The 26491-nt window shown below is 38.3% G+C and carries 25 protein-coding genes and 1 other RNA gene; 16 read left to right on the plus strand and 10 right to left on the minus strand.

All coding sequences use genetic code 11. The annotated features are described in order from the left end of the window. Positions 1 to 258: STAS domain-containing protein (locus tag ACJHV0_RS06845; protein ID WP_483133744.1), on the plus strand; the 258-nt coding region annotated here is incomplete at its 5' end. Positions 259 to 323: 65 nt separating this feature from the next. Here the strand turns inward: ACJHV0_RS06845 and ACJHV0_RS06850 are convergent. Both ACJHV0_RS06850 and uvrA read right to left on the minus strand, forming a co-directional pair. Further along, positions 324 to 1328: a virulence RhuM family protein gene (locus ACJHV0_RS06850; protein WP_463625506.1), complete on the minus strand. Its 1005-nt coding sequence runs from the start codon at positions 1326 to 1328 to the stop codon at positions 324 to 326. Between the two features lie 188 nt (positions 1329 to 1516). Next, positions 1517 to 4345 (minus strand): excinuclease ABC subunit UvrA, encoded by a 2829-nt coding sequence (uvrA, locus tag ACJHV0_RS06855; RefSeq protein ID WP_334234889.1) that lies wholly within the window; start codon positions 4343 to 4345, stop codon positions 1517 to 1519. 162 nt (positions 4346 to 4507) lie between these two features. Between uvrA and ACJHV0_RS06860 the strand changes: the two genes are divergently transcribed. Next, positions 4508 to 5026: a single-stranded DNA-binding protein gene (locus ACJHV0_RS06860; protein ID WP_334248096.1), complete on the plus strand. Its 519-nt coding sequence runs from the start codon at positions 4508 to 4510 to the stop codon at positions 5024 to 5026. 102 nt (positions 5027 to 5128) lie between these two features. Then, on the plus strand, positions 5129 to 6421 hold the full coding sequence (paeA, locus tag ACJHV0_RS06865) for a polyamine export protein PaeA (RefSeq protein ID WP_334229098.1): 1293 nt from the start codon (positions 5129 to 5131) through the stop codon (positions 6419 to 6421). A gap of 89 nt (positions 6422 to 6510) precedes the next feature. On the opposite strand, the gene bioB is transcribed toward paeA, so the two are convergent. Then, a complete protein-coding gene (gene bioB, locus ACJHV0_RS06870) occupies positions 6511 to 7518 on the minus strand; it encodes a biotin synthase BioB (RefSeq protein WP_483133745.1) in 1008 nt (335 codons plus the stop codon). A 79-nt stretch (positions 7519 to 7597) separates the two neighbouring features. Next, a complete protein-coding gene (pckA, locus tag ACJHV0_RS06875) occupies positions 7598 to 9205 on the minus strand; it encodes a phosphoenolpyruvate carboxykinase (ATP) (protein WP_425168883.1) in 1608 nt (535 codons plus the stop codon). A gap of 270 nt (positions 9206 to 9475) precedes the next feature. On the opposite strand from pckA, the gene ftsB reads away from it, so the two are divergent. The 5 genes from ftsB to gloB all read left to right on the plus strand — a co-directional run bounded on the left by ftsB (position 9476) and on the right by gloB (position 11923). After that, entirely contained in the window at positions 9476 to 9754 is a 279-nt protein-coding gene (gene ftsB / locus ACJHV0_RS06880) for a cell division protein FtsB (protein WP_025236163.1), read from the plus strand. Between the two features lie 8 nt (positions 9755 to 9762). Next, complete coding sequence (ispD, locus tag ACJHV0_RS06885) at positions 9763 to 10446, plus strand: 2-C-methyl-D-erythritol 4-phosphate cytidylyltransferase (protein ID WP_483133746.1); 684 nt, start codon at positions 9763 to 9765, stop codon at positions 10444 to 10446. A gap of 17 nt (positions 10447 to 10463) precedes the next feature. Then, entirely contained in the window at positions 10464 to 10940 is a 477-nt protein-coding gene (gene ispF / locus ACJHV0_RS06890; protein WP_483133747.1) for a 2-C-methyl-D-erythritol 2,4-cyclodiphosphate synthase, read from the plus strand. A gap of 138 nt (positions 10941 to 11078) precedes the next feature. After that, an RNA gene (ffs, locus tag ACJHV0_RS06895) (signal recognition particle sRNA small type) lies at positions 11079 to 11176 on the plus strand. A gap of 39 nt (positions 11177 to 11215) precedes the next feature. Next, positions 11216 to 11923, plus strand: a complete 708-nt coding sequence (gene gloB, locus ACJHV0_RS06900) for a hydroxyacylglutathione hydrolase (protein WP_483133748.1) — start codon at positions 11216 to 11218, stop codon at positions 11921 to 11923. Between the two features lie 14 nt (positions 11924 to 11937). Here gloB and phoR read toward each other — a convergent pair whose 3' ends face one another. The 6 genes from phoR to pstS form a co-directional block, all read right to left on the minus strand. Continuing rightward, on the minus strand, positions 11938 to 13194 hold the full coding sequence (gene phoR / locus ACJHV0_RS06905; protein WP_483133749.1) for a phosphate regulon sensor histidine kinase PhoR: 1257 nt from the start codon (positions 13192 to 13194) through the stop codon (positions 11938 to 11940). Further along, complete coding sequence (gene phoB, locus ACJHV0_RS06910) at positions 13194 to 13886, minus strand: phosphate regulon transcriptional regulator PhoB (protein ID WP_334236278.1); 693 nt, start codon at positions 13884 to 13886, stop codon at positions 13194 to 13196. The genes phoR and phoB overlap by 1 nt, the downstream gene beginning before the upstream one ends. A gap of 64 nt (positions 13887 to 13950) precedes the next feature. Beyond that, positions 13951 to 14712, minus strand: a complete 762-nt coding sequence (gene pstB, locus ACJHV0_RS06915; protein WP_334234901.1) for a phosphate ABC transporter ATP-binding protein PstB — start codon at positions 14710 to 14712, stop codon at positions 13951 to 13953. A gap of 14 nt (positions 14713 to 14726) precedes the next feature. Then, positions 14727 to 15578: a phosphate ABC transporter permease PstA gene (gene pstA / locus ACJHV0_RS06920; protein ID WP_334236277.1), complete on the minus strand. Its 852-nt coding sequence runs from the start codon at positions 15576 to 15578 to the stop codon at positions 14727 to 14729. Then, entirely contained in the window at positions 15578 to 16522 is a 945-nt protein-coding gene (pstC, locus tag ACJHV0_RS06925) for a phosphate ABC transporter permease subunit PstC (RefSeq protein WP_483133750.1), read from the minus strand. The genes pstA and pstC overlap by 1 nt, the downstream gene beginning before the upstream one ends. A 64-nt stretch (positions 16523 to 16586) precedes the next feature. Next, positions 16587 to 17609, minus strand: coding sequence for a phosphate ABC transporter substrate-binding protein PstS (gene pstS / locus ACJHV0_RS06930; protein ID WP_483133751.1), 1023 nt, complete (start codon positions 17607 to 17609; stop codon positions 16587 to 16589). A 197-nt stretch (positions 17610 to 17806) separates the two neighbouring features. On the opposite strand from pstS, the gene uppS reads away from it, so the two are divergent. From uppS to lpxA, 8 genes are all read left to right on the plus strand, one after another. Then, a complete protein-coding gene (gene uppS / locus ACJHV0_RS06935; protein WP_483133757.1) occupies positions 17807 to 18520 on the plus strand; it encodes a polyprenyl diphosphate synthase in 714 nt (237 codons plus the stop codon). Positions 18521 to 18541: 21 nt separating this feature from the next. After that, positions 18542 to 19411, plus strand: coding sequence for a phosphatidate cytidylyltransferase (locus ACJHV0_RS06940; protein ID WP_025236176.1), 870 nt, complete (start codon positions 18542 to 18544; stop codon positions 19409 to 19411). 3 nt (positions 19412 to 19414) lie between these two features. After that, a complete protein-coding gene (gene rseP, locus ACJHV0_RS06945) occupies positions 19415 to 20728 on the plus strand; it encodes an RIP metalloprotease RseP (protein ID WP_483133752.1) in 1314 nt (437 codons plus the stop codon). 62 nt (positions 20729 to 20790) lie between these two features. Next, the gene (gene bamA / locus ACJHV0_RS06950; protein WP_483133753.1) at positions 20791 to 23172 is read left to right on the plus strand and encodes an outer membrane protein assembly factor BamA; all 2382 of its coding nucleotides are present in this window, start codon (positions 20791 to 20793) and stop codon (positions 23170 to 23172) included. Positions 23173 to 23252: 80 nt separating this feature from the next. Next, the gene (locus ACJHV0_RS06955; RefSeq protein WP_483133754.1) at positions 23253 to 24047 is read left to right on the plus strand and encodes an OmpH/Skp family outer membrane protein; all 795 of its coding nucleotides are present in this window, start codon (positions 23253 to 23255) and stop codon (positions 24045 to 24047) included. Then, entirely contained in the window at positions 24047 to 25072 is a 1026-nt protein-coding gene (lpxD, locus tag ACJHV0_RS06960; protein WP_483133755.1) for a UDP-3-O-(3-hydroxymyristoyl)glucosamine N-acyltransferase, read from the plus strand. The genes ACJHV0_RS06955 and lpxD overlap by 1 nt, the downstream gene beginning before the upstream one ends. 16 nt (positions 25073 to 25088) lie before the next feature. Then, positions 25089 to 25556, plus strand: coding sequence for a 3-hydroxyacyl-ACP dehydratase FabZ (fabZ, locus tag ACJHV0_RS06965; protein ID WP_025236181.1), 468 nt, complete (start codon positions 25089 to 25091; stop codon positions 25554 to 25556). Between the two features lie 31 nt (positions 25557 to 25587). Beyond that, a complete protein-coding gene (gene lpxA / locus ACJHV0_RS06970; RefSeq protein WP_483133756.1) occupies positions 25588 to 26382 on the plus strand; it encodes an acyl-ACP--UDP-N-acetylglucosamine O-acyltransferase in 795 nt (264 codons plus the stop codon). Positions 26383 to 26491 lie beyond the last annotated feature (109 nt).

Here is a 26491-nt window from a genome sequence, read left to right on the forward strand (position 1 = left end):
ACTGATCGTGAAATCAAACATATTATTTTACAATGCGATGCGGTAACTGTGCTTGACACTGGAGGCATTCACGCTTTAACCCGTTTTGTTCAACATATGTTGCCACATCAAAATTTACATCTCTGTAATGTACAATTTCAACCGATGAGAATGCTGGTTCGATCACAAAAAACGGTAAATGAAATTCAACAGATTCATTTTAGCAGTGATTTAGAAACGGCTTTTGAGAAGGTTAGAACAGAATTAACACAAAGTTAAATAGTAAAACACAAGCGGTCATATTTTGCAAATACAAAAATTTTCAAAATATGACCGCTTGATTTCTACTTACTTAATTTTTCTTTGATAAGTTTATCAAAATCGCTCTCAAAGGTTTTATCTTGGATTACGCGATATTTCTCAAACTCTGTTTCAGCATATAGCTTTGCCTCATCAAAACTAATTTTTCCTTTACCATCTAATAGAGGTAAATCATCTGCGTTTAAAAATATATCTAATCGTTTTGCCCAATCTTCCATTGTCATTGGAATTTGACGCCTTGCTCTACGCTCTGCCAAATCCAAAAATGCGTTCACAATCGAACCTAAATCTTTTAACTCATCATTATTCAAATAATTTTTGGCTATAGAAACATCGCTTTTTAAAATTTTACCTTCAGGCGATTTCGCCCAAGTAGTTAATCCCATATTAGGTTTGAGACTATCCGCTCGTTCCATAATTAATTCGGCAGCTGTATGCTGATGAATGGCATAGTGCAACTTGTTTTGCACCGTTGCAAAAAAGGATTTTGTTGTGGGAGCATTTTTATTGTAATCTACCGATGTTGCATAAATATCAGTAATTTTCTGATAAAAACGGCGTTCAGAAAGACGAATTTCCCGAATTTCTTCTAATAATCGTTCAAAATAATCCTCTCCTAAAAAAGTCCCATTTTCCATTCTCTCTCGATCTAACACATATCCTTTTTGCGAAAACTCTCGCAAAATTTGAGTTGCCCATTGGCGGAATTGTGTCGCACGAATAGAATTAACCCGATAACCAACAGAGATTACTGCATCAAGATTGTAATGCTTAGTATTGTAATTTTTACCATCTGAGGCAGTTATTCGGAATTTCCGAATAACTGAAAGTTCATTGAGTTCCTCACTCTCAAAAATATGCTTTAAATGTTCATTAATAGTTGGTACTGAGACCTCGAATAATTCAGCTATACGCTTTTGAGTGAGCCAGATCTCATTATCTTCATATCGAACTTCTATATTTTGCTCGCCAGTTTGATTGGTAAAAATCAAAAACTCAGCGGTACTATTACGGATAAGTTTAGTCATTATTTTTCCTCATAAAACTTACGTAAATTCTACTGTTTAGGATGTTCTTGTCTAACAGAAACGTTAAAATTTTCGACACAGTTCACAAAATTTATAGATGATATCAATAATAAGCGGTCATATTTCTCCAATATTTTGCAAATCGCAAAAAATTCTAAAAATATGACCGCTTGTAGTCTGTATATGTGTTAGCCTTTTGATAAGATCTCTTTTAGGAACCTTGCAGTATGGGAGCGTTTGTCTTTAGCTACTTGTTCCGGTGTGCCTGTGGCGATAATCTCACCGCCGCCGCTACCACCTTCTGGGCCAAGATCAACAATCCAGTCTGCGGTTTTAATCACATCTAAATTATGTTCGATCACCACAATGGTATTGCCCTGATCACGTAAACGATGTAACACGCCAAGTAGTTGTTTAATATCGGCAAAATGTAAGCCTGTAGTCGGTTCGTCTAAAATATACAGCGTTTTGCCAGTGTCTCGTTTGGAAAGCTCGGTGGCTAACTTCACTCGCTGAGCCTCACCACCTGAAAGTGTGGTAGAGGATTGCCCGAGTCGGATATAAGATAAACCTACGTCCATCAAGGTTTGTAGCTTACGGGCAATCATCGGCACAGGTGCGAAAAACTCTCTCGCCTCTTCCACTGTCATATCCAATACTTGGTGAATGGTTTTGCCTTTGTAACGAATTTCCAACGTTTCACGGTTGTAGCGTTTGCCTTTACAGTGATCGCACGGCACATAAACATCGGGTAAGAAATGCATTTCAACCTTAATCACACCATCACCTTGACAGGCTTCACAGCGACCACCACGCACATTGAAGCTAAAACGCCCTACATTATAACCTCTTGCCCGAGCCTCTTGCGTACCTGCAAATAACTCACGAATTGGGGTAAATAGCCCTGTGTAAGTGGCTGGATTTGAGCGAGGGGTTCGTCCAATCGGGCTTTGATCGATGTCGATCACTTTATCAAAATGAGCTAAACCATCAATAGATTCATAAGGGGCAACATCACTATTTTCTGCACGGTTTAACGCATTTTGTGCCAGAGGGAATAAGGTGTCGTTAATCAACGTCGATTTACCCGACCCAGATACCCCCGTGATACAAGTAAATAGACCCACTGGAATTTCTAACTTCACTTTCTTCAAATTATTACCACTTGCCCCTGATAAAGTGAGCAGTTTTGAACCGTCATAGGGTACTCTTTTTGATGGAATTTCAATTTTCTGCTTACCTGAAAGGAATTGCCCGGTAATGGATTCGTCAATTTGCATAATTTCTTCAGCTGTGCCTTGTGCAATAACTTGTCCTCCGTGCACCCCTGCACCTGGTCCGATATCAACAATATGATCTGCCGCACGAATTGCATCTTCATCGTGCTCAACCACAATCACGGTGTTGCCTAAGTTACGCAAATGGATAAGCGTATTAAGCAAGCGTTCGTTATCTCGTTGGTGTAAGCCGATAGAAGGCTCATCTAACACATACATCACGCCCACTAAACCAGCCCCAATTTGACTGGCAAGACGGATACGTTGTGCCTCGCCACCTGAAAGGGTTTCTGCCGAGCGAGAAAGTGAGAGATAATTTAAGCCCACGTTCACCAAAAACTGTAAACGCTCACGAATTTCTTTTAAGATTTTTTCCGCAATTTTCTCTTTTTGCCCGGAGAGTTTGATCTCCTCAAAGAAAGCTAACGCTTCGCCAATGCTTTTTTCTGAAACCATCGGTAAGTTAGTTTTATCCAGGAAAACATAACGAGCTTCACGACGCAAACGAGAGCCTTCACACTCCACGCAAGGGCGGGTGTTGATATATTTCGCTAATTCATCTCGCACAGAGTTAGATTCTGTTTCTTTATAACGGCGAGCCATATTATTTAACACGCCTTCAAACGCGTGTTTACGCTTGACTTTATCGCCTCTGTCATTGACATAAACAAACTCAATCTCTTCTTTTGTGCCGTTTAAAATAAGATTTTGGTGTTTTTTCGATAACTGTCCGAATGGCGTTTCTAAATCAAACCCGTAATGTTCTGCAACTGCTTTAAGTAATCCGAAATAGTAAAAACTACGGCGATCCCAACCTTTAATTGCCCCGGCAGCTAATGAAACATCATAATTTTGCACTACTTTCTTTTCATCAAAAAACTGCTCTACCCCCAAACCATCACAACTTGGACAAGCTCCAGCCGGGTTATTAAATGAAAATAGGCGAGGTTCTAACTCTTGCAATGAATAGCCACAATGTGGACAAGCAAAACTTGATGAAAAGACAATTTCTTCCGCATTTGGGTCGTCCATATCGGCAATAATGGCGGTTGAGCCTGATAAATCTAATGCCGTTTCAAAAGACTCAGCTAAACGGGTTGCCAGATCGGCTCGTACTTTAAAACGATCCACTACTACTTCAATGGTATGCTTTTTCTGAAGCTCTAACGCCGGAGGATCAGATAAATCACAAATTTCACCGTCAATTCTTGCCCTCAAGTAACCACTAGCGGTCAAATTTTCCAATAATTTTACGTGTTCGCCTTTGCGATCTTTCACCACTGGGGCAAGCAACATCAGACGTTTTCCTTCAGGCTCTTCCATTACTCTATCCACCATTTGTGAAATGGTTTGAGCGGCTAATGGCACATCGTGATCAGGGCAGCGAGGTTCACCTACTCGGGCAAATAATAAACGCAAATAGTCGTGAATTTCCGTTACCGTTCCTACCGTAGAACGTGGGTTATGAGAAGTTGATTTCTGCTCAATCGAAATCGCAGGCGAAAGCCCTTCAATATGATCGACATCAGGCTTTTCCATTAAAGAAAGGAATTGGCGAGCATAGGCAGAAAGCGATTCTACATAACGACGTTGCCCTTCAGCGTAAAGAGTATCAAAGGCTAAAGAAGATTTACCTGAGCCGGAAAGCCCTGTGATGACAATAAATTTATCTCTCGGTAAGATTAAATTGATGTTTTTTAAGTTGTGGGTTCTTGCTCCACGAATATCAATATGTTGCATATTTCCTATATCCAATTATGTCCAGCACTATTTTCTAAATTTTCGAGCATTATCGCATATTTTAATAAAACTGTACAAAATATCAGTTTTTCTGTGTTCAATAAGCTAATTTTCGGGTAGAATACTCCACAATTTTGTATAAAAGCAGAGAAAGAGGATTTTATGGCTGGTATCAACAAAGTAATTATCGTAGGTAACTTAGGTAACGACCCGGAAATGCGTACAATGCCAAACGGCGAAGCAGTTGCAAATATTAGTGTTGCAACATCAGAAAGCTGGACAGATAAAAACACTGGTGAACGTCGTGAAGTAACAGAATGGCATCGTATTGTGTTCTATCGTCGTCAAGCGGAAGTTTGTGGTCAATACTTACGTAAAGGTTCACAAGTTTATGTGGAAGGTCGCCTACGTACTCGTAAATGGCAAGACCAAAACGGGCAAGATCGTTACACCACAGAAATTCAAGGCGATGTATTACAAATGCTAGGCAGTCGTCAAGGTAACGATATGGGTGCTCAGCAAGGCGGTTGGGGTAATTCAGCACCTGCGGGTAATAGCTATAATCAAGGCAATAGCAATTATGGCTATAACCAAACTTCAAGCTCTGCACCACAGCAATCTAAACCCGCTCCACAAGCTGAGCCTGCAATGAATAACTTTGATGATGATATTCCGTTCTAATTCATCAATCAGTTTATAAGCAAAATGTGATCTGCACACCAAAAGTTGAGTAAAACCGACTGATTAAGGTGCAGATTTTTTATTTTTATCTAAACATCTATTATGAATTTATTTGAAGCAATTTTAATTTTGATTGCACTTATTATCATAAGTGCAATCATCTCTTCTGCCGAGATTTCGCTGGCTGGTGCAAGAAAACTTAAACTTCAGCAACTGGCAAATGAAGGAAACACAAAAGCAAGCCAAGTGTTAAAGTTACAGGAACAGCCTGGACGTTTTATTACAGTTGTGCAAATCGGCTTAAATATGGTGGCGATTTTAGGCGGGGTAATTGGCGAGAGCATTGTTAATCCTTTTGTCTATTCTCTCCTTTCTCAATATAGCCAAGCAGAATGGGTTGAAAGTGCAAGCTCTTGGTTAGCTTTTATTTTTGTAACGGTGGCTTTTATTTTATTTGCCGATCTTATTCCTAAACGACTAGCAATGGCAAATCCGGAAAAAATCGCCTTGCGAACAATAGGGATAATGACCGTTTCAATCATTATATTTAAGCCTTTAGTTTGGTTGTTTGACACTATTGCAAATGCGATTTTCAAACTGTTTAGAGTACCAACTATTCGAGAAGATAATATGACCTCTGAGGATATTTTCGCAATAGTTGATGCCGGAGCTCAAGCCGGTATTGTAAAAGAACAAGAGCAATACTTGATTGAAAATATCTTTGAAATGCAACAACGTACTGTTACCTCCACAATGACAACACGTGAAAATATTGTTTTCTTGGAACAAAATTTCAATAGAGATCAAGTGCTTGAAACCGTAAAAGCAAATTCTCACTCTAAGCTATTAATTTGTGATAAATCAATCGATAAAATTTTAGGCTATGTTGAAACCCATAATATTTTAACGCTTTATCTACAAGAGAAGCAGGTAAAACTAACTGATTCAACTGTATTACGTAAATCACTGTTTATTCCGGACACGCTTTCTTTATACGAAGTTTTAGAACTCTTTAAATCAACCGGTGAAGATTTCGCCGTTATTGTGAATGAATATGCGTTAGTAGTGGGTATTGTTACGCTAAATGATGTGATGAGCATTGTAATGGGTGAGTTGGTTTCTAACGAAGAGGAGCAAATTGTTCAGCGTAATGAACATTCTTGGTTAATTGATGGAGCAACACCACTAGAAGATGTAATGCGTGCTTTAGATATTGCCGAGTTTCCGAATGCAGAGAACTACGAAACTATTGCGGGCTTTATGATGTATATTTTACGCAAAATTCCAAAGAAAACTGATTTTGTGTTATGGGATAAATATAAATTTGAAATTATTGATACCGATAACTTCAAAATCGACCAAGTGATGGTTTCGATCCAAAATGATGTGATATAGAGAATTAATGGGCGGGTGCAGGAACCCGCCCTATACTTAAGTTTAAGCGATTTGCAAATTTTTAGTCAAATTCAACCGCTTGTAATTCCTCACTTCCTTTCTTCATACTGTAATGGATACAAATTCAGTTTATCCATTAATTTGCGGTCATAATCTTCTTCTGGATTTTCTGTGGTGAGCAATTTATCGCCATAAAAAATAGAGTTCGCTCCAGCCATAAAGCAAAGGGCTTGCATTGCTTCAGGCATTGCGGTTCTTCCTGCAGAAAGTCGAACAAAACTATGTGGCATTGTGATTCTTGCTACAGCAATTGTACGAACAAATTCCGTCCAATCTAATTCTTCTGCATTAGCTAAAGGTGTGCCTTCTACTTTAATAAGTTGGTTGATTGGCACGCTTTCAGGCTGGGGGACAAGATTAGCAAGACTGGCAATTAAGCCGGCACGTTCAGGGCGGGTTTCGTTCATTCCCACAATACCTCCACAGCAGACTTTCAGCCCAGCATTACGCACTTTGCCGAGAGTGTCCATTCTGTCTTCGTGATTTCGTGTGTGGATAATTTGATTGTAGCGTTCAGGATCGGTATCTAAATTATGATTGTAATAATCCAATCCTGCTTCTTTTAATTCTTCCGCCATTCCTTCTTCAAGCATTCCAAATGTACCACAGGTTTCTAGCCCTAATGCTTTCACTGCCCCAACAATTTCAGATACCACTTTAATATCTTTTGGCTTTGGTCCTCGCCAAGCAGCCCCCATACAAAAACGGCTTGCTCCTCTTTCTTTAGCAATTTTGGCTTTTTCAATAATGGTGTCAATATCCAGCATTGTCTGCTTTTCCAGCCCCGTATCATAGCGAGCAGATTGTGGACAATATTCGCAATCTTCCGGGCAACCACCTGTTTTAATGGAAAGTAAAGTCGAAAGCTGAATAGCATTTGAATCAAAATTTTCCCGATGAATTTGGGCTGCTTTAAATACTAAATCCATAAACGGCATATCAAAAAGTTCTTCCACTTGGCATTTTCGCCAATATTGAGCGGTTGGATGTGGTGTAAGTTCATCTTTTGCTTTGAGTCTTAGCTGGAATGTTGTCATTTATTCTCCTTTTATACAAAAGGACTAAACCTTGCAAAAGGTTTAGTCCTTGAAATATTTAATTATTTTAAATCACAGCTTACAATTTTGGACCTGCCGCAATTAATGCTTTACCTTCATCATTAGTTGCATATTTTTCGAAGTTTTTCACAAATCTACCGGCTAAGTCTTCTGCTTTAGCTTGCCATTGTGCTTTGTCTTCGTAAGTATTGCGAGGGTCTAAAATATTGGTATCAACACCCGGTAATGCTGTTGGAATAGCTAAATCAAAGATTGGTAAGCTACCCATTTCAGCTTTATCGATTGAGCCGTCTAAAATCGCATCAATGATACCGCGAGTATCTTTAATTGAGATACGTTTACCTGTGCCGTTCCAACCGGTGTTCACTAAGTATGCTTCTGCACCGGCTGCTTCCATACGTTTTACTAACACTTCAGCATATTGTGTTGGGTGTAGAGATAAGAACGCCGCACCGAAACAAGCTGAGAATGTTGGGGTTGGCTCGGTAATACCACGCTCTGTACCGGCTAATTTCGCAGTAAAGCCTGATAAGAAGTAGTATTTTGTTTGCTCTGGTGTAAGTTTAGATACCGGAGGCAACACACCGAACGCATCAGCGGTTAAGAAAATCACTTTTTTCGCGTGCCCTGCTTTTGATGGCACTGCAATATTATCAATGTGATAAATCGGATAGCTTACACGTGTATTTTCAGTTTTTGATTTATCATCAAAATCAATAGTACCATCTTCGCGTACAACCACGTTTTCTAATAACGCATCACGACGGATTGCACGGTAAATATCCGGCTCATTTTCGATAGAAAGGTTGATAGTTTTCGCATAGCAACCACCTTCGTAGTTAAATACGCCGTTTTCGTCCCAACCGTGTTCGTCATCACCGATTAATTTACGTTTTGGATCGGTTGATAATGTGGTTTTACCTGTTCCTGATAAACCAAAGAATACAGCAACATCACCTTCTTCACCCACGTTTGCAGAACAGTGCATTGATGCAACACCTTTAAGTGGTAAGAAGTAGTTCATCATTGAGAATAAACCTTTCTTCATCTCACCGCCGTACCAAGTACCACCAATGATTTGTACACCTTCTGTGATATTAAATGCCACAAAGTTTTCAGAATTTAAACCTTGCTCTTTCCAATTCGGGTTAGTTACTTGAGAACCATTCATTACCACGAAATCAGGTTTGAAATCTTTCAACTCTTCTTCTGTTGGGCGAATAAACATATTTTTCACGAAGTGTGCTTGCCAAGCCACTTGCGTAATAATACGCACATTGATACGATGTTCCGGGCTTGCACCACAGAATGCATCAATAATGAACAAGCGTTTGTTTGAAAGCTCATCAGTTACTAAACCTTTTAAGCTTTGCCACGTTGATTGATTCATCGGCTTATTATCATTTTTAGCCGCATCAGATGTCCACCAAACAGTATCTTTTGTTTTTTCATCTAAAACGATGTATTTGTCTTTTGGCGAACGACCGGTAAAAATACCTGTATCAACAGCTACTGCACCTAAGTTTGTTAAAACACCTTTTTCATAACCTTGAAGATCTGATTTCATTTCTTCTTCAAACAGTTGCTCATAGCTAGGGTTACGAACGATTTCTTTAACATTTGTAATACCTAAGTCTGCAAGTTCTTGTTCAATACGATTTAACATAGTAATTACCTCATAATAGTTATAAAATTCAACTGTGCCTATTATACTCAAATGAAATAAAAAAAATGTTACATACTTCAAATTTTTGAAATTTTTCTCCTAAATTTAACAAAATTTCTATATTTTTTTGTTTTACATCAAATTTTAAAATGGATTCAGGCTTGTCAAACCAGAAATTTTGCTACAAGCGGTAAGAAATTTAGGATTTTTTGCAAATTCAAGGTAAAATCTGACCGCTTGTACTTATCATTTAAAACAAAGAGAAAATAAATGCGTTTATTGATTATTTTTTTTGCCTTCCTACTCTGCTTTTTCCAATATAGTTTTTGGTTTGGCAAAAATGGGTGGACAGATTACCAAGAGCTTCAAGAGGAAGTTTCTGCTTTAAAAGAAGAGAATGAGAGATTAACCGCTCGCAATAAACTGATTGAAGCAGAAATCTATGACTTAAAAAATGGGGTAGATGCACTTGAAGAGCGTGCCAGACTTGAACGTGAAATGGTAAAAGAGAACGAAATGTTCTACCGTATCGTGCCAAAAAATAAATAAAAACATTTATGAAAAGAAAAATTTTTGCGGTTATTCCTGCTTCAGGCGTAGGTAGCCGAATGCAGGCAGACAAACCAAAACAGTATTTAACATTAAAAGGGAAAACCATCTTAGAACATACGGTTTCCCTTTTTCTTGATCACCCTAAAATTGCCAAAGTGATTGTAGCAGTGGCAAAAGATGATCCTTTCTATACCGAAATTGCATTACTCAAATCGCCCCAAATCCAAATTGTGTTTGGTGGTGAAACACGAGCAGATTCCGTATTCAATGCGTTAAACGCCATTGAGGATGAAAATGCTTGGGCGTTAGTTCACGATGCTGCTCGCCCCTGCCTCAAGCGGTCGGATTTAGATAAACTTTTGCAAATTGAAGATGAGCAAGGGGGCATTTTAGCCACCCCTTCTATTGATACAATGAAGCGAGCCAACGGCACGCAAATTTTGCATACAGAAGATCGTTCAACTTTATGGCACGCTTTAACGCCACAATTTTTTCCTGCTAAGAAGCTAAAAACGGCGTTAGAAACAGCCTTTAGTAAAAGACAAATTGTAACCGATGAAGCCTCTGCTATGGAGCTAAGCGGGTATCAACCACAGCTTGTTGCCGGCAGAAGCGATAATATCAAAATTACCCGTCCGGAAGATTTAGCCTTAGCAGAGTTTTACCTCACTCATCACTCTAGCTTATAAATTTGGAGAAATAATATATGATTCGTATTGGACACGGTTTTGACGTTCACGCCTTTGGCGAAAACCGACCGCTCATTATTGCAGGCGTTGAAGTGCCTTACCACACAGGTTTTATTGCTCATAGTGATGGCGATGTTGCCCTTCACGCTCTAACCGATGCGTTACTCGGTGCAGTTGCATTAGGCGATATTGGCAAACTTTTCCCGGATACCGATATGCAATATAAAAATGCTGATAGTCGAGGTTTATTAATTGAAGCCTATCGCCAAGTGCAAGCACAAGGATATAAAGTAGGTAATGTTGATGTAACCATTATCGCCCAAGCACCGAAAATGCGTCCACATATCGATAAAATGCGTCAAACCATTGCTGATGATTTGAAATGCGATATTTCCCAAGTGAATGTAAAAGCCACTACAACGGAAAAGTTGGGCTTTACTGGGCGTGGAGAAGGTATTGCTTGTGAAGCGGTGGCATTATTATTAAAAGTATAAAGTTACAAGCGGTCGAATTTTCATAGAAATTTGCAAATTTCTATCAGAAAATAACCGCTTGTAAAATTCTGCCTTGTCTTATTTTTAAATTTATCTATAATAGAAAGCCTTACGCAATGAGCGTAATTCAATGGGGCGTTATTGGTTCCTCGCAATGGTGTTCAGCTTACTTGATCAGGTTCGGAAGAAAGCAGTCTGGGTTGAAATTTCTGTGTGCCGAGGGTGGCTGGTAACGCCCCACCCTTTTATCTAACTTATATCATCAGGAGAATCCTATGCTCCAGATCATTCCCATTCCGGCATTAAGCGATAACTATATTTGGGCAATTCGTAAAGAACAAGATGTGATTATTGTTGATCCGTCAGAACATCAGCCTGTATTAGACTTTATTGCAAAAAATTCGCTAAATTTAACCGCTATCTTACTTACCCATAACCATAGCGACCATACTGATGGTGTAGCTGGTATTCGAGAAAAATATCCAAATACTCCTATTTATGGTCCGCAAGAAGTTGCTGAGTTTGCAAATGTGATTGTTTCGCCAGAACAATATATTAGACTGTTTGATTACGATGTAAGAATTATTGAAAGTGCAGGACATACCGCAGGGCATATTAGTTATTTGTTTGGTTATGATTATCTTTTTTGCGGCGATGCGTTATTTTCCGGCGGTTGCGGACGTGTTTTCACCGGTGATTATCAAGCCCAATTTGATGCGTTACAACGCTTTAAAACTCTACCTAACTCGGTTCAAGCCTATCCAGCCCACGAATACACGAAGAGCAATCTAAAATTTGCTGAAGCCGTGTTACCCACAAGCTGCACTCTCGCAGAATACCAAGAACAAGTGGATATTTTACACTCGCAAAATAAACCGACTTTACCTACCACCATTGGGCTTGAAATGCAGGTAAATCCGTTTATGCAAGCGGTCGATTTAGCCGAATTTATTGCACTTCGGAAGAAAAAAGATAATTTCTAACCATTATGGGAGCATTATGCTGATTTCAGTACAAAAGAAAAACTGCTCCCCTCGCCTTCTTTGCTGGTAATGTTGAGTGTTGAGGCGTGTTGCTCTAATGCGTGCTTCACTATTGCCAGCCCTAAACCGCTGCCCCCCGTTTTCTTACTTCGGGATTCATCAACTCGATAAAAACGTTCGGTTAAATGTGGCAAGTGAATTTCAGGAATGCCAATTCCATCATCTTTTACTTCAAATTTCATACCTTGTTCGCACGGTTTCCAACTGATCTCAATATGGCATTCCTGCCCCGAATGCTTAATTGAGTTGTAAATTAAGTTAGACACTACGCTGTGTAGCTGATGTTCGTTACCGAGTATTTCTACATCTGGCTGAATATCAAAAGTAATTTTGTGCGAGTAAGTATTTAAAATTTCCGCATCTTTTTTGAGTGAAAGAATCATTGCAGACATATCAAACAATTGATGGTCTTTATTTGATGAGGTTTCAATTTTCGCCAACATATTCAACTGCTGTAATAAATTCGTCATTCTCAAGCTCTGCTCTTGCATTGCCTTTATCGCTTTTTCTTGTAGCAAACTTTGTACAGGTTGATCCGCTAATATTTCCAAATAACCTTGCAATACCGTTAGCGGTGTTCTTAATTCGTGGTTAATATTACTTAAAAATGTTTGTCTGGAACGTAGTAGTTTTATCATTTCTGTAATATCACGTCCAATAATCAGCAAGGTTTCTGGATCATATTGATGAATGTGGATTTCAATATAACGTTCGTTATAAGTCAGCAATACAAGCGGTCTGCTTTTCTTAGGCTGAGTAAAATAGTGCTTAAATTGTTTGTAAAAAATCACATTGAGAATGTTTTTTTGCGTTTTTTTATGCCAGTAGAAATCAAACATTTTTTGAGCTGCGTTATTACACCAAACTAGCTCCCCGTCTGCTTGTGCGATCATAATTGCATCAGGTAAATATTGAATATTTTTATTTAATTTAGACAGCAGGCGTAAATTCTCAAACTTCTCTTTTTTATTTTTATTACGATAATAAGCTATCGTTTGGGAAAAGTTTTCTAAATTAATCAGTTCTAAATCTTTCTTACTTTGTGGGTTTAGAGTTTGAAGTAAGCGGTGTTCTGTGATGTGATGCCATACCAATAAACCAACAAAAATGACAATCAGCCAAGTGCTGAAATCTAAGCCAAATAAACTAAATATAAACGCAATTAAAGCAGATAAAATCAATTCCGCTAAAAAGTTAAGTAATTTTTTCATCACTCACCTTGAATATGCTGTGAAAAACGATAGCCACTTCCTCTTACCGTTTGCACATAGCTATCGCATTGGTAAGGCTCAAGGCTACGGCGTAAGCGGCGGATATAGCTATCTACCGTTCTATCTTCCACTTCTAAATCATCGCCCCAAATTCGATTTAATAATTGCTCACGAGAGTACACTTTTTCCGGGTGTGTCATAAAAAAATGGAGTAATTTGAATTCAGTATGGCTTAAGTGGACTTGTTCAGATAGATAAGAAACTCGTTGAGCATTTTCGTCCAACGTTAAATCGCCTATCTGAATAATTTGTGTGGTTTGTTCGTAAATTCTTCGCCAAACGGCTTCAATTCTAGCTAGTAACACCTTGGGAGAAAAGGGTTTGATAACATAATCATCTGCCCCAGCATTTAAGCAGGTAATACAATCTTCTTCTGCACTACGAGCAGTAAGCATAATTACAGGAATTTGAGCGATTTCTTCGTTCTTTTTCATATATTCAATAAGTTGAACCCCAGAACGTCCCGGTAACATCCAATCTAATAAAACCAATTGTGGTTTTTCGGCAAGTTTTTTCACTGCACTTTGGTAATCTTCTGCTTCAATGACATTATATTGATGTTGCATTAGAAAAAGACTAATCATCTCACGAATGCCACGTTCATCTTCTACCACTAAAATGCTTCTGCTCATTATCCATACTCCAATAGAAAAAATGCAGTGAAATTGATATTAACACTGCATTTAACTGAATTAGCTAACCCATTTTGCCCTGAATATAATCTGCCGTACGCGGAATTTTAGGTTGGCTAAAAATTTGTGCTGTTTCACCAAACTCCACTAGCTCGCCAAGATACATAAATGCGGTGTAATCAGAACAACGTGCAGCTTGTTGCATATTGTGCGTTACCATTGCCACAGTATAATCTTGCTTGAGTTCGGTAATCAAGGCTTCAATTTTCATTGTAGAAATTGGGTCTAATGCCGAACAAGGCTCATCTAACAATAAGACATCTGGTTTGATGGCAATGGCTCTGGCAATACATAAACGCTGCTGTTGTCCGCCTGACAAACTATCACCACTTTGATGTAACTTATTTTTCACTTCATTCCATAATGCGGCTTTGGTTAGAGCCCATTCTACTCGCTCATTCATCTCTTGCTTCGATAGTTTCTCAAATAGACGAATGCCAAAGGCAATATTGTCATAAATTGACATAGGGAATGGCGTTGGCTTTTGGAATACCATACCTACTTTTGCACGAATAATGGAAATATCCGTATCAGTAGTTAATAGATTTTCGCCGTCTAAATTGATCTCCCCTTCCGCTCTTTGGTTTGGATAAAGCTCAAACATACGGTTAAAGGTTCTCAATAAGGTCGATTTACCACAACCGGAAGGTCCGATAAATGCGGTTACTTTGTTTTTTGCAATATTTAAGTTGATATTCTTTAAAGCGTGGAAATCGCCATAATAAAAATTAAGATTTTGTACTGAAATTTTTGGTTCTATGTTCATTTCTAAACACCTTATTATTTCTGTTTTGGTTGTAAGAAAACACGGGTTAAAACATTGATACATAACACAAATAGCGTAATTAAAATTGCACCTGCCCAAGCAAGATTATTCCAATCTGTAAACGGACTTGCCGCATATTGGTAAATCACAACAGGTAAGTTCGCCATTGGTGCATTCATATCCCAAGACATAAATTGGTTCGACAATGCGGTAAACAGTAATGGAGCTGTTTCACCTGCGATACGGGCAACCGCTAGTAATACACCTGTTAAGATCCCAGATTTTGCGGCACGATAGCAGATCATCACTATCATTCGCCATTGTGGGCAACCTAATGCAATTGCTGCTTCACGCAAGTTGTTTGGAATCAGGTTAAGCATACTGTCTGTGGTTCTCACCACAATTGGAATAACCAATAACGCTAAGGCTAAAGAGCCTGCCCAACCAGAAAAATGACCTACTTTTGAGACATAAAGTGTGTACACAAATAAGCCAATAATAATTGACGGAGCAGAAAGTAAAATATCGTTTAAGAAACGAGTTACTTTAGCAAAACGGCTATAGTTGCCATATTCCGCTAAATAAGTGCCGGCTAAAATGCCAATTGGCGTACCGATAAGCGTACCAGTTCCCACAATAAGTAGCGAGCCTAAAATCGCATTGCTTAAACCACCCTGCTCATTTGGTGCCGGGGTAATTTGTGTGAAAAGTTCTAATGAAAGCCCCGGAATACCTCGACTAATCAGTGAATATAAAATCCAACAAAGCCAAAACAAACCAAAAGCAACTGCCACATAGGCTAAACTTAGCATTATGCTGTTACAACATTTACGTCTGTAAAAACGAGCGTTCTGTAAATTTTTCATTATTTTCCTTCCTTACGCTGCATTCTTAAAATCATTAAGCGAGAAATAGACAGTACAATCGTTGTAATTAAGAAAAGGACTAAACCTAATTCAATTAATGCCGATTTTTGTAAGCCCGAGGCTTCGTTAAATTCATTTGCAATAGCTGAAGCAATAGAAACTGAAGGTGAGAATAATGAATTTGGTATTTGGAAAGCATTACCAATCACAAAAGTTACTGCCATTGTTTCGCCTAATGCACGACCAAAACCCAACATAATACTGCCGATAAGACCTGTTTTAGTATAAGGTAGCACTACTTTCCATAATACTTCCCAACGAGTTGAACCTAATCCGTAGGCACTTTCTTTTAGCATTGGTGGTACAATTGCAAACACATCACGCATCATTGAAGCGATGAATGGAATAATCATAATGGCAAGCACTAAACCAGCGGTAAATAAACCAATCCCAAAAGGTGCACCTGAAAATAAATATTCAAGTAAAGGCAGATCACCAAACCATTCGATCATCATCGGTTGAATATGTTCTTGGAATAAAGGCACGAACACAAATAAGCCCCACATACCATAAATGATGGAAGGAATAGCGGCTAACATTTCAACGGCAGTTCCAATTGGGCGTTTTAGCCATTGTGGTGAAAGTTCGTTGATAAACATCGCAATGCCAAATGAAATCGGTACTGCAATGATTAAGGCTAAACAGGAAGTAATTAATGTCCCCACAATCGGCATTAATGCACCATATTGATTCTGCACAGGATCCCATTCGCTATCCCATAAAAAGCTCACGCCAAATTTTTTGATACTTGGCCAACTTTCTACAAATAACGAAATCATCATTCCAGCAAGCAACAGAAATACTAACCACGCAAAACAAGCGGTCATATTTCTAAAAAATATTTCAAATCGATTTTGATTTAAAAATTGGTTCATCTTAGACATAATTATTTTTCTATATGAAAGCGGTAAAATAGGCGACCACTCCTACAAGCGGTCACTTTTTTCATTATTTTTGCAATTCAGTATTCCATTTATGTTGAATGCTTTTTACAACATCTTCAGGAATTGGCACATAATCCAGCTCAGCAGCGGCATCTTGCCCTTTAGCAAACGCCCAATCAAAGAACTTCACGACATTTTGCGTTGCTTCAGGTTTACCCTCTTTTTTGCGAATTAAGATGAAACTTGCCGCCGTAATAGGCCAAGATTTTTCACCCGCTTCATTGGTCAAAATTACACCCATACCTTCTGCTTCATTCCATTTCGCATTACTTGCTGCTGCCATAAAACTTTCCTTGTTCGGCTGAACAAATTCACCTGATTGGTTTTGTAACGCTGTCCACGCAAGTTGGTTTTGTTTCGCATACGCATATTCCACATAACCGATAGAATATTTCATTTGGCGAACATAGGCTGCAATACCTTCATTGCCTTTACCACCGTGCCCTTTCGGCCATTTCACGGCTTTTCCTTCACCAACGGTTGATTTCCATTCACTTGAAACTTTAGAAAGATAGTTAGTAAAACCAAAAGTTGTACCTGAGCCGTCTGAACGATGGATAACAAGAATATCTTTATCAGGGAGATTTAAATTTGGATTTAGTTTTTGGATAGCGGCATCATTCCATTTAGCAACTTTGCCGAGATAGATTTGAGCCAGTAAGTCGCCGGAAAGTTTTAATTCACCTTCTTTAATGCCCGGTAAATTCACAACCAGCACTGTGCCGCCGATAATTGCCGGGAATTGTAATAATTGATGTTGTTGTAATAATTCTGCTTTCATTGGGTCATCAGATGCACCAAAATCAACGGTTTTTGCAATAATTTGTTGCTGACCGCCACCTGAACCGATTGATTGATAATTTACTTTATTACCTGTCTCTTTTTCATATAAGGCAGCCCATTTCGCATAAATCGGATAAGGGAAAGATGCCCCTGCTCCTGTAATAGTGTGAGCGTGAGAAACCGCCGCCACTGATGCAAAAAGAGTACCTAATAACATTATTTTTTTAGTCTTACGCATTAGCATAGTAATTCTCCTTACGTTAGATTGCTGTTGCGTGAGTAAGTGTAGAAAAGAATTATGACAGTTTGATGACAATGCTTGATTTTTTTCATTTTTTTAGAAAAACCTGTGCAAATATCGCTTGTCAATTCCACTCTTGCCTATCCTATGATATAGTTACTACCATTTTTATCTTATTTATTATTTTAGTGAGTGAATCCGTGAACTTTGATCCTCAAAATATGCCCAAACACGTTGCCATTATTATGGACGGCAATGGTCGCTGGGCTAAGCAGAAAGGAAAATTACGCATTTTCGGGCATCAAAACGGTGTGAAAGCGGTTCGTTCTGCGGTAAGTTTTGCAGCCAAATATCAGATTAAGGTACTAACACTTTATGCTTTTAGTAGTGAGAATTGGAGCAGACCGGAAACTGAAGTGTCCGCTTTAATGACACTTTTTATGAAAGCCTTAGATTCTGAAGTCAAAAAATTGCATAAAAATAATATCCGTTTGAATATTATTGGTGATAAATCTGCCTTTAGTGAAAGTTTGCAAAAACGTATTGCAGAATCAGAAAAATTAACTGAAAACAATACCGGGCTAATTTTAAATATTGCGGCAAATTACGGTGGCTATTGGGATATTGTGCAAGCTACACAAAAATTAGCGTTACAAGTAAAAGAGAGCCGGCTTGATATTGCACAAATTACCCCTGAGTTATTTCAGCAACATTTAGTAACAGAAGCTCAACCTCAGGTTGATTTACTTATTAGAACAAGTGGCGAGCAGAGAATCAGCAACTTTTTATTATGGCAAATTGCCTATGCGGAACTCTTCTTCAGCCCTGTTTTATGGCCTGATTTCAACGAAGACTCTTTTAGTGAAGCAATTTTAGCTTATCAACAGCGTGAACGCCGATTTGGTGGTTGTTAATACAATTTACAAGGAAACACAATGCTTAAAGAACGTGTACTTTCAGCAATTATTATGATTATTGCCGTATTGGCAGCTATTTTCTGGCTATCTCCGTTGCCATTAACTATCGCATTATCTGCAATTATTGTCGCAGCAATGTGGGAATGGGCTCAATTTGCAGGTTTTAAACGCCCTGTACCTCGTGCGATTGTGGCTATGGTTACGATCTGTTTATTGCTTTTTGCAGTAGTTGCTAATACCGATTATATCCGAGCAACACGTTTTATTACTGATGAAACCACGCCTATTCTCTTTATTGGTTGCATTTGGTGGCTAATTGCTCTTGTATTAGTAGTTACTTATCCAAATTCTGCCAAACTATGGGAAAAGTCGGTTGTAGCTAAATTCTTATTTGGTTTTGCTACCTTAATTCCTTTTTTAATTGGTGTATTAGCATTACGCTTCCATAATTACCATATCGATCCGTATCAAGGTACTTATTTATTCCTCTATGTTTGCTTATTAGTGTGGGGGGCAGACTCCGGTGCTTATTTCTTTGGTAGAGCATTTGGTAAAAGAAAACTTGCACCGAAAGTTTCTCCGGGTAAATCGTGGGAAGGTGTTTTGGGTGGTTTATTAACGTCAGGCGTGATTGCTTTTGCATTCTTACAACTTACACCTGTGAATGTATTCGGCAGAGAATTAGCCACCACACCATTTATTATAGTTTCTATTGCAACGGTAGCAATTTCTGTACTAGGCGATTTAGTTGAAAGTATGTTCAAACGCCAAGCCGGTATTAAAGACAGCAGTAATCTTATTCCGGGACACGGCGGTATTTTAGATCGTATTGATAGCTTAACAGCAGCAATTCCGTTTTTCACAACGTTCTTCTTTTTTGTACTATAAGCTATGACTTCAACTATTGCCTTTTTTGTTCTAATCTGCGTACTGGTATTCGTACACGAATACGGGCATTTCTGGGCTGCACGTAAATGTGGCGTGAAAGTAACCCGTTTTTCTATCGGTTTTGGTAAAGTGTTATTTAGAAAAACTGATAAGCACGGCACAGAATTTGCTTTCTCATTAATTCCACTTGGTGGCTATGTACAAATATGGAATGGCGAGCAAGGCGTTGATGCCAGACCAGAGCAATCATTAGCGACGAAGTCTGTTTTACAGCGTGCTTTTATTATTTTTGCAGGTCCTGCCGCAAACTTTATTTTTGCAATACTCGCTTATTGGGTAGTATTTGTTTCAGGTATTCCTACTATTAAGCCTGTAATTGGTGAGGTTTTACCTAATACGATTGCAGCACAAGCTCAATTACCTGCTGAATTAGAAATTACAAAAATAGGTAATCAAAATATTCACGATTGGGAAAGTGCTTCGCTTGCATTAGTGGGTGCAGTTGGCAATAAAAATGTACAACTAGAAGGACAACTAATTGATACTCAAGCTACTCAACGCTATGAGTTAGATCTTTCCGGCTGGAATATTGATAGTGCCAAAGAAAATCCATTAACGGTATTAGGTATTCGTCCTAAAAGTACGAAAGTAATGCCTGAAATCAAAGAAGTTGTTGAAAACTCGCCTGCTGAAAAAGTGGGATTGACTTCGGGGGATAAAATTCTCAAGATTAATCAACAACCTTTTGATTGGGTTTCTCTTGTGGAAAATGTTCAAACGGGCAATTTAATTGAACTTCAAATTGAACAAAAAGGGCAAATTAAGACACTAAGTCTTCAGCCCGAAAAGCGAGATGACCGCTACATTATCGGCATTGTGCCAACATACGAAAGGCTTGCAGATAAATATCGCACCGAATTAAAATATGATATTCTTACCGCATTTTATAAAAGTATTGAAAAAGTGTGGTCTTTAATTCAAACCATACTACAATTTATTGGTAATCTAATTACCGGTGATTTATCAATTAAAAATTTAGGCGGTCCTATCTCAATGGCAAAAGGAGCTGGGGCAACGGCTGAAATTGGCTTGATTTATTATTTAAGTTTTATGGCATTAATCAGTGTCAATTTAGGCGTAATGAATCTGTTTCCAATTTTACCGTTAGATGGCGGACAACTGGTTTTATTAGCTGTTGAAGCTGTTCGAGGCAAAGCATTATCTGAAAAAATACAGATGCTATTTCAACAAATCGGCATTGCATTTGTACTAGGGTTAATGGTGTTTGCCTTTATCAATGACGTTATTCATTTTTAACAAGCGGTTTATTTTTCTAATAATTTTGCAAATTAATGCAATACAATCATAGGATAATTTCAATGAAAAAATTATTACTTTCTTCTCTTTTAATTGCAAATGGTGTCATTGCTGCACCTTTCGTCGTTAAAGATATTCGTGTTGAAGGCGTTCAGCCAACAACAGGTGCAGCTATTATTTCATCTATTCCTGTTAGAGTAGGCCAAACTGCAACAGATACAGATGTTTCCAATGTAGTTCGCCACTTATTCAGTCAGCAACGTTTTGCAGATGTGCGTGCAACACGAGAAGGCAATACCCTTGTTATTAAACTAGCGGAAAAACCGATTATCGGTAAAGTAGAACTTGAAGGCAATAAGGCTATCCCCAAAGACGCGTTGGAACAAAATTTAAAAACCAACTTAATTGCTCAAGGTGAAATTTTTAATGCTGAAAAATTAGAAGCCTTTAAAGAAAGCCTTGTTGAACATTACCGCTCTACAGGTCGTTATTTAGCTAAAATCGATACCGTTGTAACAAATAATACCGAAGGTGGTGTAAATGTTAAATTAGTGATTGATGAAGGCGATGTAACAAAGGCGAAAACCATTAAATTTGAAGGTAATAACGCATTCTCTGATAAAAAATTATTAGAAAATTTAGATATTCAGCCCGATGTATCTTGGTGGAATATTTTTGAAAGTAGCAAATTTGAACAAACGGCTTACCAAAAAGATTTAGAAACATTGAGAGACTTCTATTTAAATCGTGGTTATGCCAAATTTGCGATTGAAGATACCGATGTGCAATTCAATGATGATAAAACTGAAGTGAACCTCACATACAAATTAAACGAAGGTTCACAATACAATATCAGTGAAATGCGTATTATCGGCAATACTGCCAATATGGACAATAAATTAAATCCATTATTAAAAGATTTTAAAGCGGGTCAAACCTTCCGTAAATCAGATCTCACCCAAATTGAAGAAGAAATTAAAAACATCTTAGGTGATGCCGGCTACGGCTCTGCTAAAGTAGATATTCATCCTCAATTTAATGATGCAGATAATAGCGTTAAAATCAGCTTTGTCGTTGATGCCGGTCGTCGAATTTATGTGCGTAAAATTCGATTCGAAGGCAATGATGTTACCGCAGACTCAACTCTCCGCCGTGAAATGCGTCAGCAAGAGGGTGCTTGGTTATCAACTAATAAAGCATCATTAGGTAAAGCTCGCTTAGAAAGAACCGGGTTCTATGAAAGTGTTGAGATGTCTATGCAAAATGTAGAAAACTCTTCAGACCAAGTTGATGTAGTGTATAAAATTAAAGAGCGTAATACAGGTAGTATTAACTTTGGTATCGGTTACGGTACAGAAAGTGGTATCAGCTACCAAGCAGGTATCAAACAAGATAACTTCTTAGGTATGGGTTCAACTATCAGCTTAAACGGTAATCGTAACGATTATGGTACAAGTATCAACTTAGGCTATACCGAGCCGTACTTCACTAAAGATGGGGTAAGTTTAGGCGGTAATGTATTCTATGAAGATTACGATAACTCGAAAAATGATAACGTCGCTTCATATAAACGCCAAACTTATGGTATTAACGGTACGCTTGGCTTCCCGGTGAATGAAAATAACTCATACTATTTAGGTTTGGGCTATACGCACGATAAAATCAAAAATGCGTCTCGTGAATATACCCGTGAAAAATATGTGAAATCAATGAACTTTAAGTTTGATCCTAACTCAAGCTACTATGACAAAATTAAAGCAGATGATTTCGATTTTTCATTAGGTTGGAACTATAACAGCTTAAATAGAGGTTATTTCCCGACAGAAGGAACTACAGCGAATATCGGTGGTAAAATCACTATTCCGGGTTCTGATAATAAATATTATCGTGTAAGTGCAGACTTTAGAAACTATTTCCCATTAAATCGTGAACATAAATGGGTTATCTCAACTAAAGCGAGCGTTGCTTATACTAACGGTTTGGGTGGAAAAGAAGTACCATTCTACCAACTTTACACCGCTGGTGGTATTGGTACATTAAGAGGTTTCTCTTACGGTGCAATCGGTCCACAAGCTATTTACTACAATGCTAAATCAGGCAAATTTGATAATGTAAATAATGATATTATCGGTGGTAATGCTTTAGTGGCTACAAGTTTGGAACTAATTACACCAACACCATTTGTGAGCGAAAAATACCAACACAATGTAAGAACTTCTATCTTTGTTGATGCAGCAACAGCTTGGAATACTAAATGGAAACAATCAGAATACCCAACATTACCTAATCACGGTGATTTCAAACGTTTCCGTGCTTCGGCAGGTGTTGCATTCCAATGGATGTCGCCAATTGGTCCATTGTCATTCTCTTATGCGAAACCAATTCGTAAGTATGATAATGATGAAATCGAGCAATTCCAATTTAATATCGGCAGCTCATTCTAATTCACTACAAGCGGTCAAAAATGACATAAATTTTGCAAATTGACCGCTTAATTCAACCGTTTCTTTAAAAAGGAAAAACAATGAAAAAATTATTTAAAATGACAGGTTTAACTATTGCTTTAGCAACTGCAACAAATATGGCTACCGCAGCGGATACCATTGGTTTTGTTGATCCAACTTACGTTTTACAAAACCACCCTGTTTTATTAGACGCAACGGCAAAATTCGATAAATTCGTGAAGGAAAGCCAAGAAAAATTTGCAGATGAAGACAAAAAATTAGCTGAAGAAAATAAAGCATTAACGGCTGAACGTAACAAAATCAATACCGATGCTCAAAAATTACAAGATGAGCAAAAAACTGTTGAAGCTTCTATTAAGAAAAAAGTAGCTGCTTTAGAGAAAGAAGCTCCTCGCTTACGTTCAAAAGATATCCAAGCTCGTCAAAATGCAATTCAAAAAGAAGCAGATGCTTTCCAAAAGAAAGTAGAAGCCATTCAAAAACGTGAAGCGGATTTTGCTAAAAAAGCAGAAGCATTCCAAAAACGTGCTGACGACTTCCAGAAAAAAATTGAGCAAGCTAATAAAGAAAATGGTGGTATCAACCCTCAAGAAGTTCAAAAACAAGCAGTAGATGAAGTTAATGCAACTATTAAAGAAATTGCAAAATCAAAAGGTTATACTTTAATACTCCAACCTCAAGTTGCACTTTATGCGGAAGATGAAAGCAAAGACATTACTGAAGCAGTGCTTGATGCGATTGTAAAAAAACACCCTGATATCAAAATAGAAAAACCGACAGAAGCTCAACCGGCTGTAGATAAAGCACCGGAAGCGAAAGCTGAAGAAACTAAACCAGAAGAAGCGAAAAAATAATGGCAAATTTCCGTTTAATTGATTTAGCGGAGCATATCGGCGGTACTCTTAAGGGTAACGCCGATTTGGCTATTCAAAGCATAGCCGCTTTAGATAAAGCAAACAGCTCTCAAATTACCTTTATCTCAAATGCAAAATATCGGGAAAATTTAACCGCTTGTAACGCAGGTGCAATCATTGTTAGCCCCGCAGATGTTGAATTTTGCCGTGAAGATCAAAATTTAATTATCGTAGCGAATCCTTATGTAGCTTACGCATTACTGGCACAATATATGGACTCTACCCCAAAAGCGGCAACAGGCATTCACCGAAATGCGGTCATTTCGCCTGAAGCCAAATTAGGTAATAATGTATCTATTGGGGCAAATGCCGTGATTGAAAGCGGTGTAGAGCTAGGCGATGATGCGATAATCGGTGCAGGCTGCTTCGTCGGAAAAAATAGTAAAATTGGTGCAAGAACCCAACTCTGGGCAAATGTGTCAGTTTACCATAATGTACAAATCGGTTCTGATTGTTTAATCCAATCTTCAGCCGTGATTGGTAGCGATGGCTTCGGTTATGCTAACGATAAAGGTCAATGGATTAAAATCCCACAAACCGGTGGTGTGATTATCGGTAATCGTGTGGAAATCGGCTCTTGCACTTGTATTGACAGAGGTGCGTTAAATCCGACTGTAATCGAAGATAATGTGATTATTGATAACCTCTGCCAAATCGCCCATAATGTTCACATTGGTTTTGGTACTGCCGTTGCTGGCGGTGTAATTATGGCTGGCAGTCTAAAAGTCGGTCGTTTCTGCCAAATTGGAGGAGCGAGCGTTATTAACGGTCATATGGAAATCTGTGATGGTGCTATCATTACTGGTATGGGAATGGTGATGCGACCAATTACAGAAAAAGGCATTTATTCATCAGGTATTCCGCTACAGACGAATAAAGAGTGGCGTAAAACTGCTGCATTAGTGATGAATATTGATGAAATGAATAAACGTTTAAAATCACTCGAAAAACGTTTTAATGATTAATTATTAGAGGTCTAAAGTGTCAGAAACTACAACTGAAAATCGTGAGTCTAAAATTATTGAAGTTACCGAAATTATGGGTATGCTACCGCATAGATACCCTTTTCTTTTAGTTGATCGTGTAACAGACTATGAAGCAGGCAAATGGCTAAAAGCGATTAAAAATGTAACTTTTAATGAACCGTGTTTTACAGGTCATTTCCCAAATGCTCCGATTTTTCCCGGTGTATTAATTCTTGAAGCGATGGCTCAAGCAACAGGCGTATTAGCAGTTGCAACTTATGGTAAGTTAAATGAAGATGAGCTTTATTACTTTGCTGCGATTGATAATGCTCGCTTTAAACGTCCTGTAGTACCCGGCGATCAGCTTCAACTTGAAGTGGAATTTTTAAAAGAAGTGCGAGGCATCACTAAATTCACAGGTAAAGCATACGTTGATGGAAAATTAGTGTGTGAAGCGGACTTAATGTGTGCACGCCGTAAATAATTTAATCTAGCTAAAATTAAAGGAGCTAACTATGCGTCTAATTGATTCAACCGCTCAAATCAGCCCACTTGCTATTATTGAAGAGGGTGCACAAATTGGTGCTCGTGTTGAAATCGGACCATTTACGGTGATTGGTAAAGATGTAAAAATCGGTGCAAGAACAAAAATCCATTCACACGTTGTAATTAATGGTTTAACTGAAATTGGCGAGGACAACCATATTTTCCAATTTGCCAGTATTGGGGAAATCAACCAAGATTTAAAATACCAAGGCGAGCCGACCAAAGTCATCATTGGTAATCGTAACCGTATTCGTGAAAGCGTAACCATTCATCGTGGTACAGTACAAGGCGGTGGTGTAACTAAAATCGGCGATGATAATTTATTTATGATCAACACCCATATTGCTCACGACTGCTCTATTGGTAACCGCTGCATTATTGCTAACAATGGTACACTTGCAGGACACGTTACATTAGACGATTTCGTGATTGTAGGTGGAATGTCTGCAATTCATCAGTTTGTGGTCATTGGCTCACACGTTATGCTAGGCGGCGGCTCAATGGTTAGCCAAGATGTTCCTCCTTATGTAATGGCACAAGGTAACCACGCTCGTCCGTTTGGTATTAACCTTGAAGGCTTAAAACGTCGTGGTTTTGATAAAGCAATGTTACACGCAATCCGCAAAGTATATAAACTAATCTATACTAGTGGGAAAACATTAGAAGAGAGTTTGGCAGAAATTGAACAACTGGCAGCAAACGAACCGGCTGTTGCTATTTTCAAAGAATTCTTCAAACGCTCAACGCGTGGTATTATTCGCTAAATAATAAAATAAACCCCGAAAATTACATTTCGGGGTTTATTTTTATTCAACCGTAGAGCCTTTTAGCAACTTCCGTAACCAAGTTCGGTTTGGACTTAAATTATGCCAA

The organism is Mannheimia sp., from assembly GCF_056854775.1.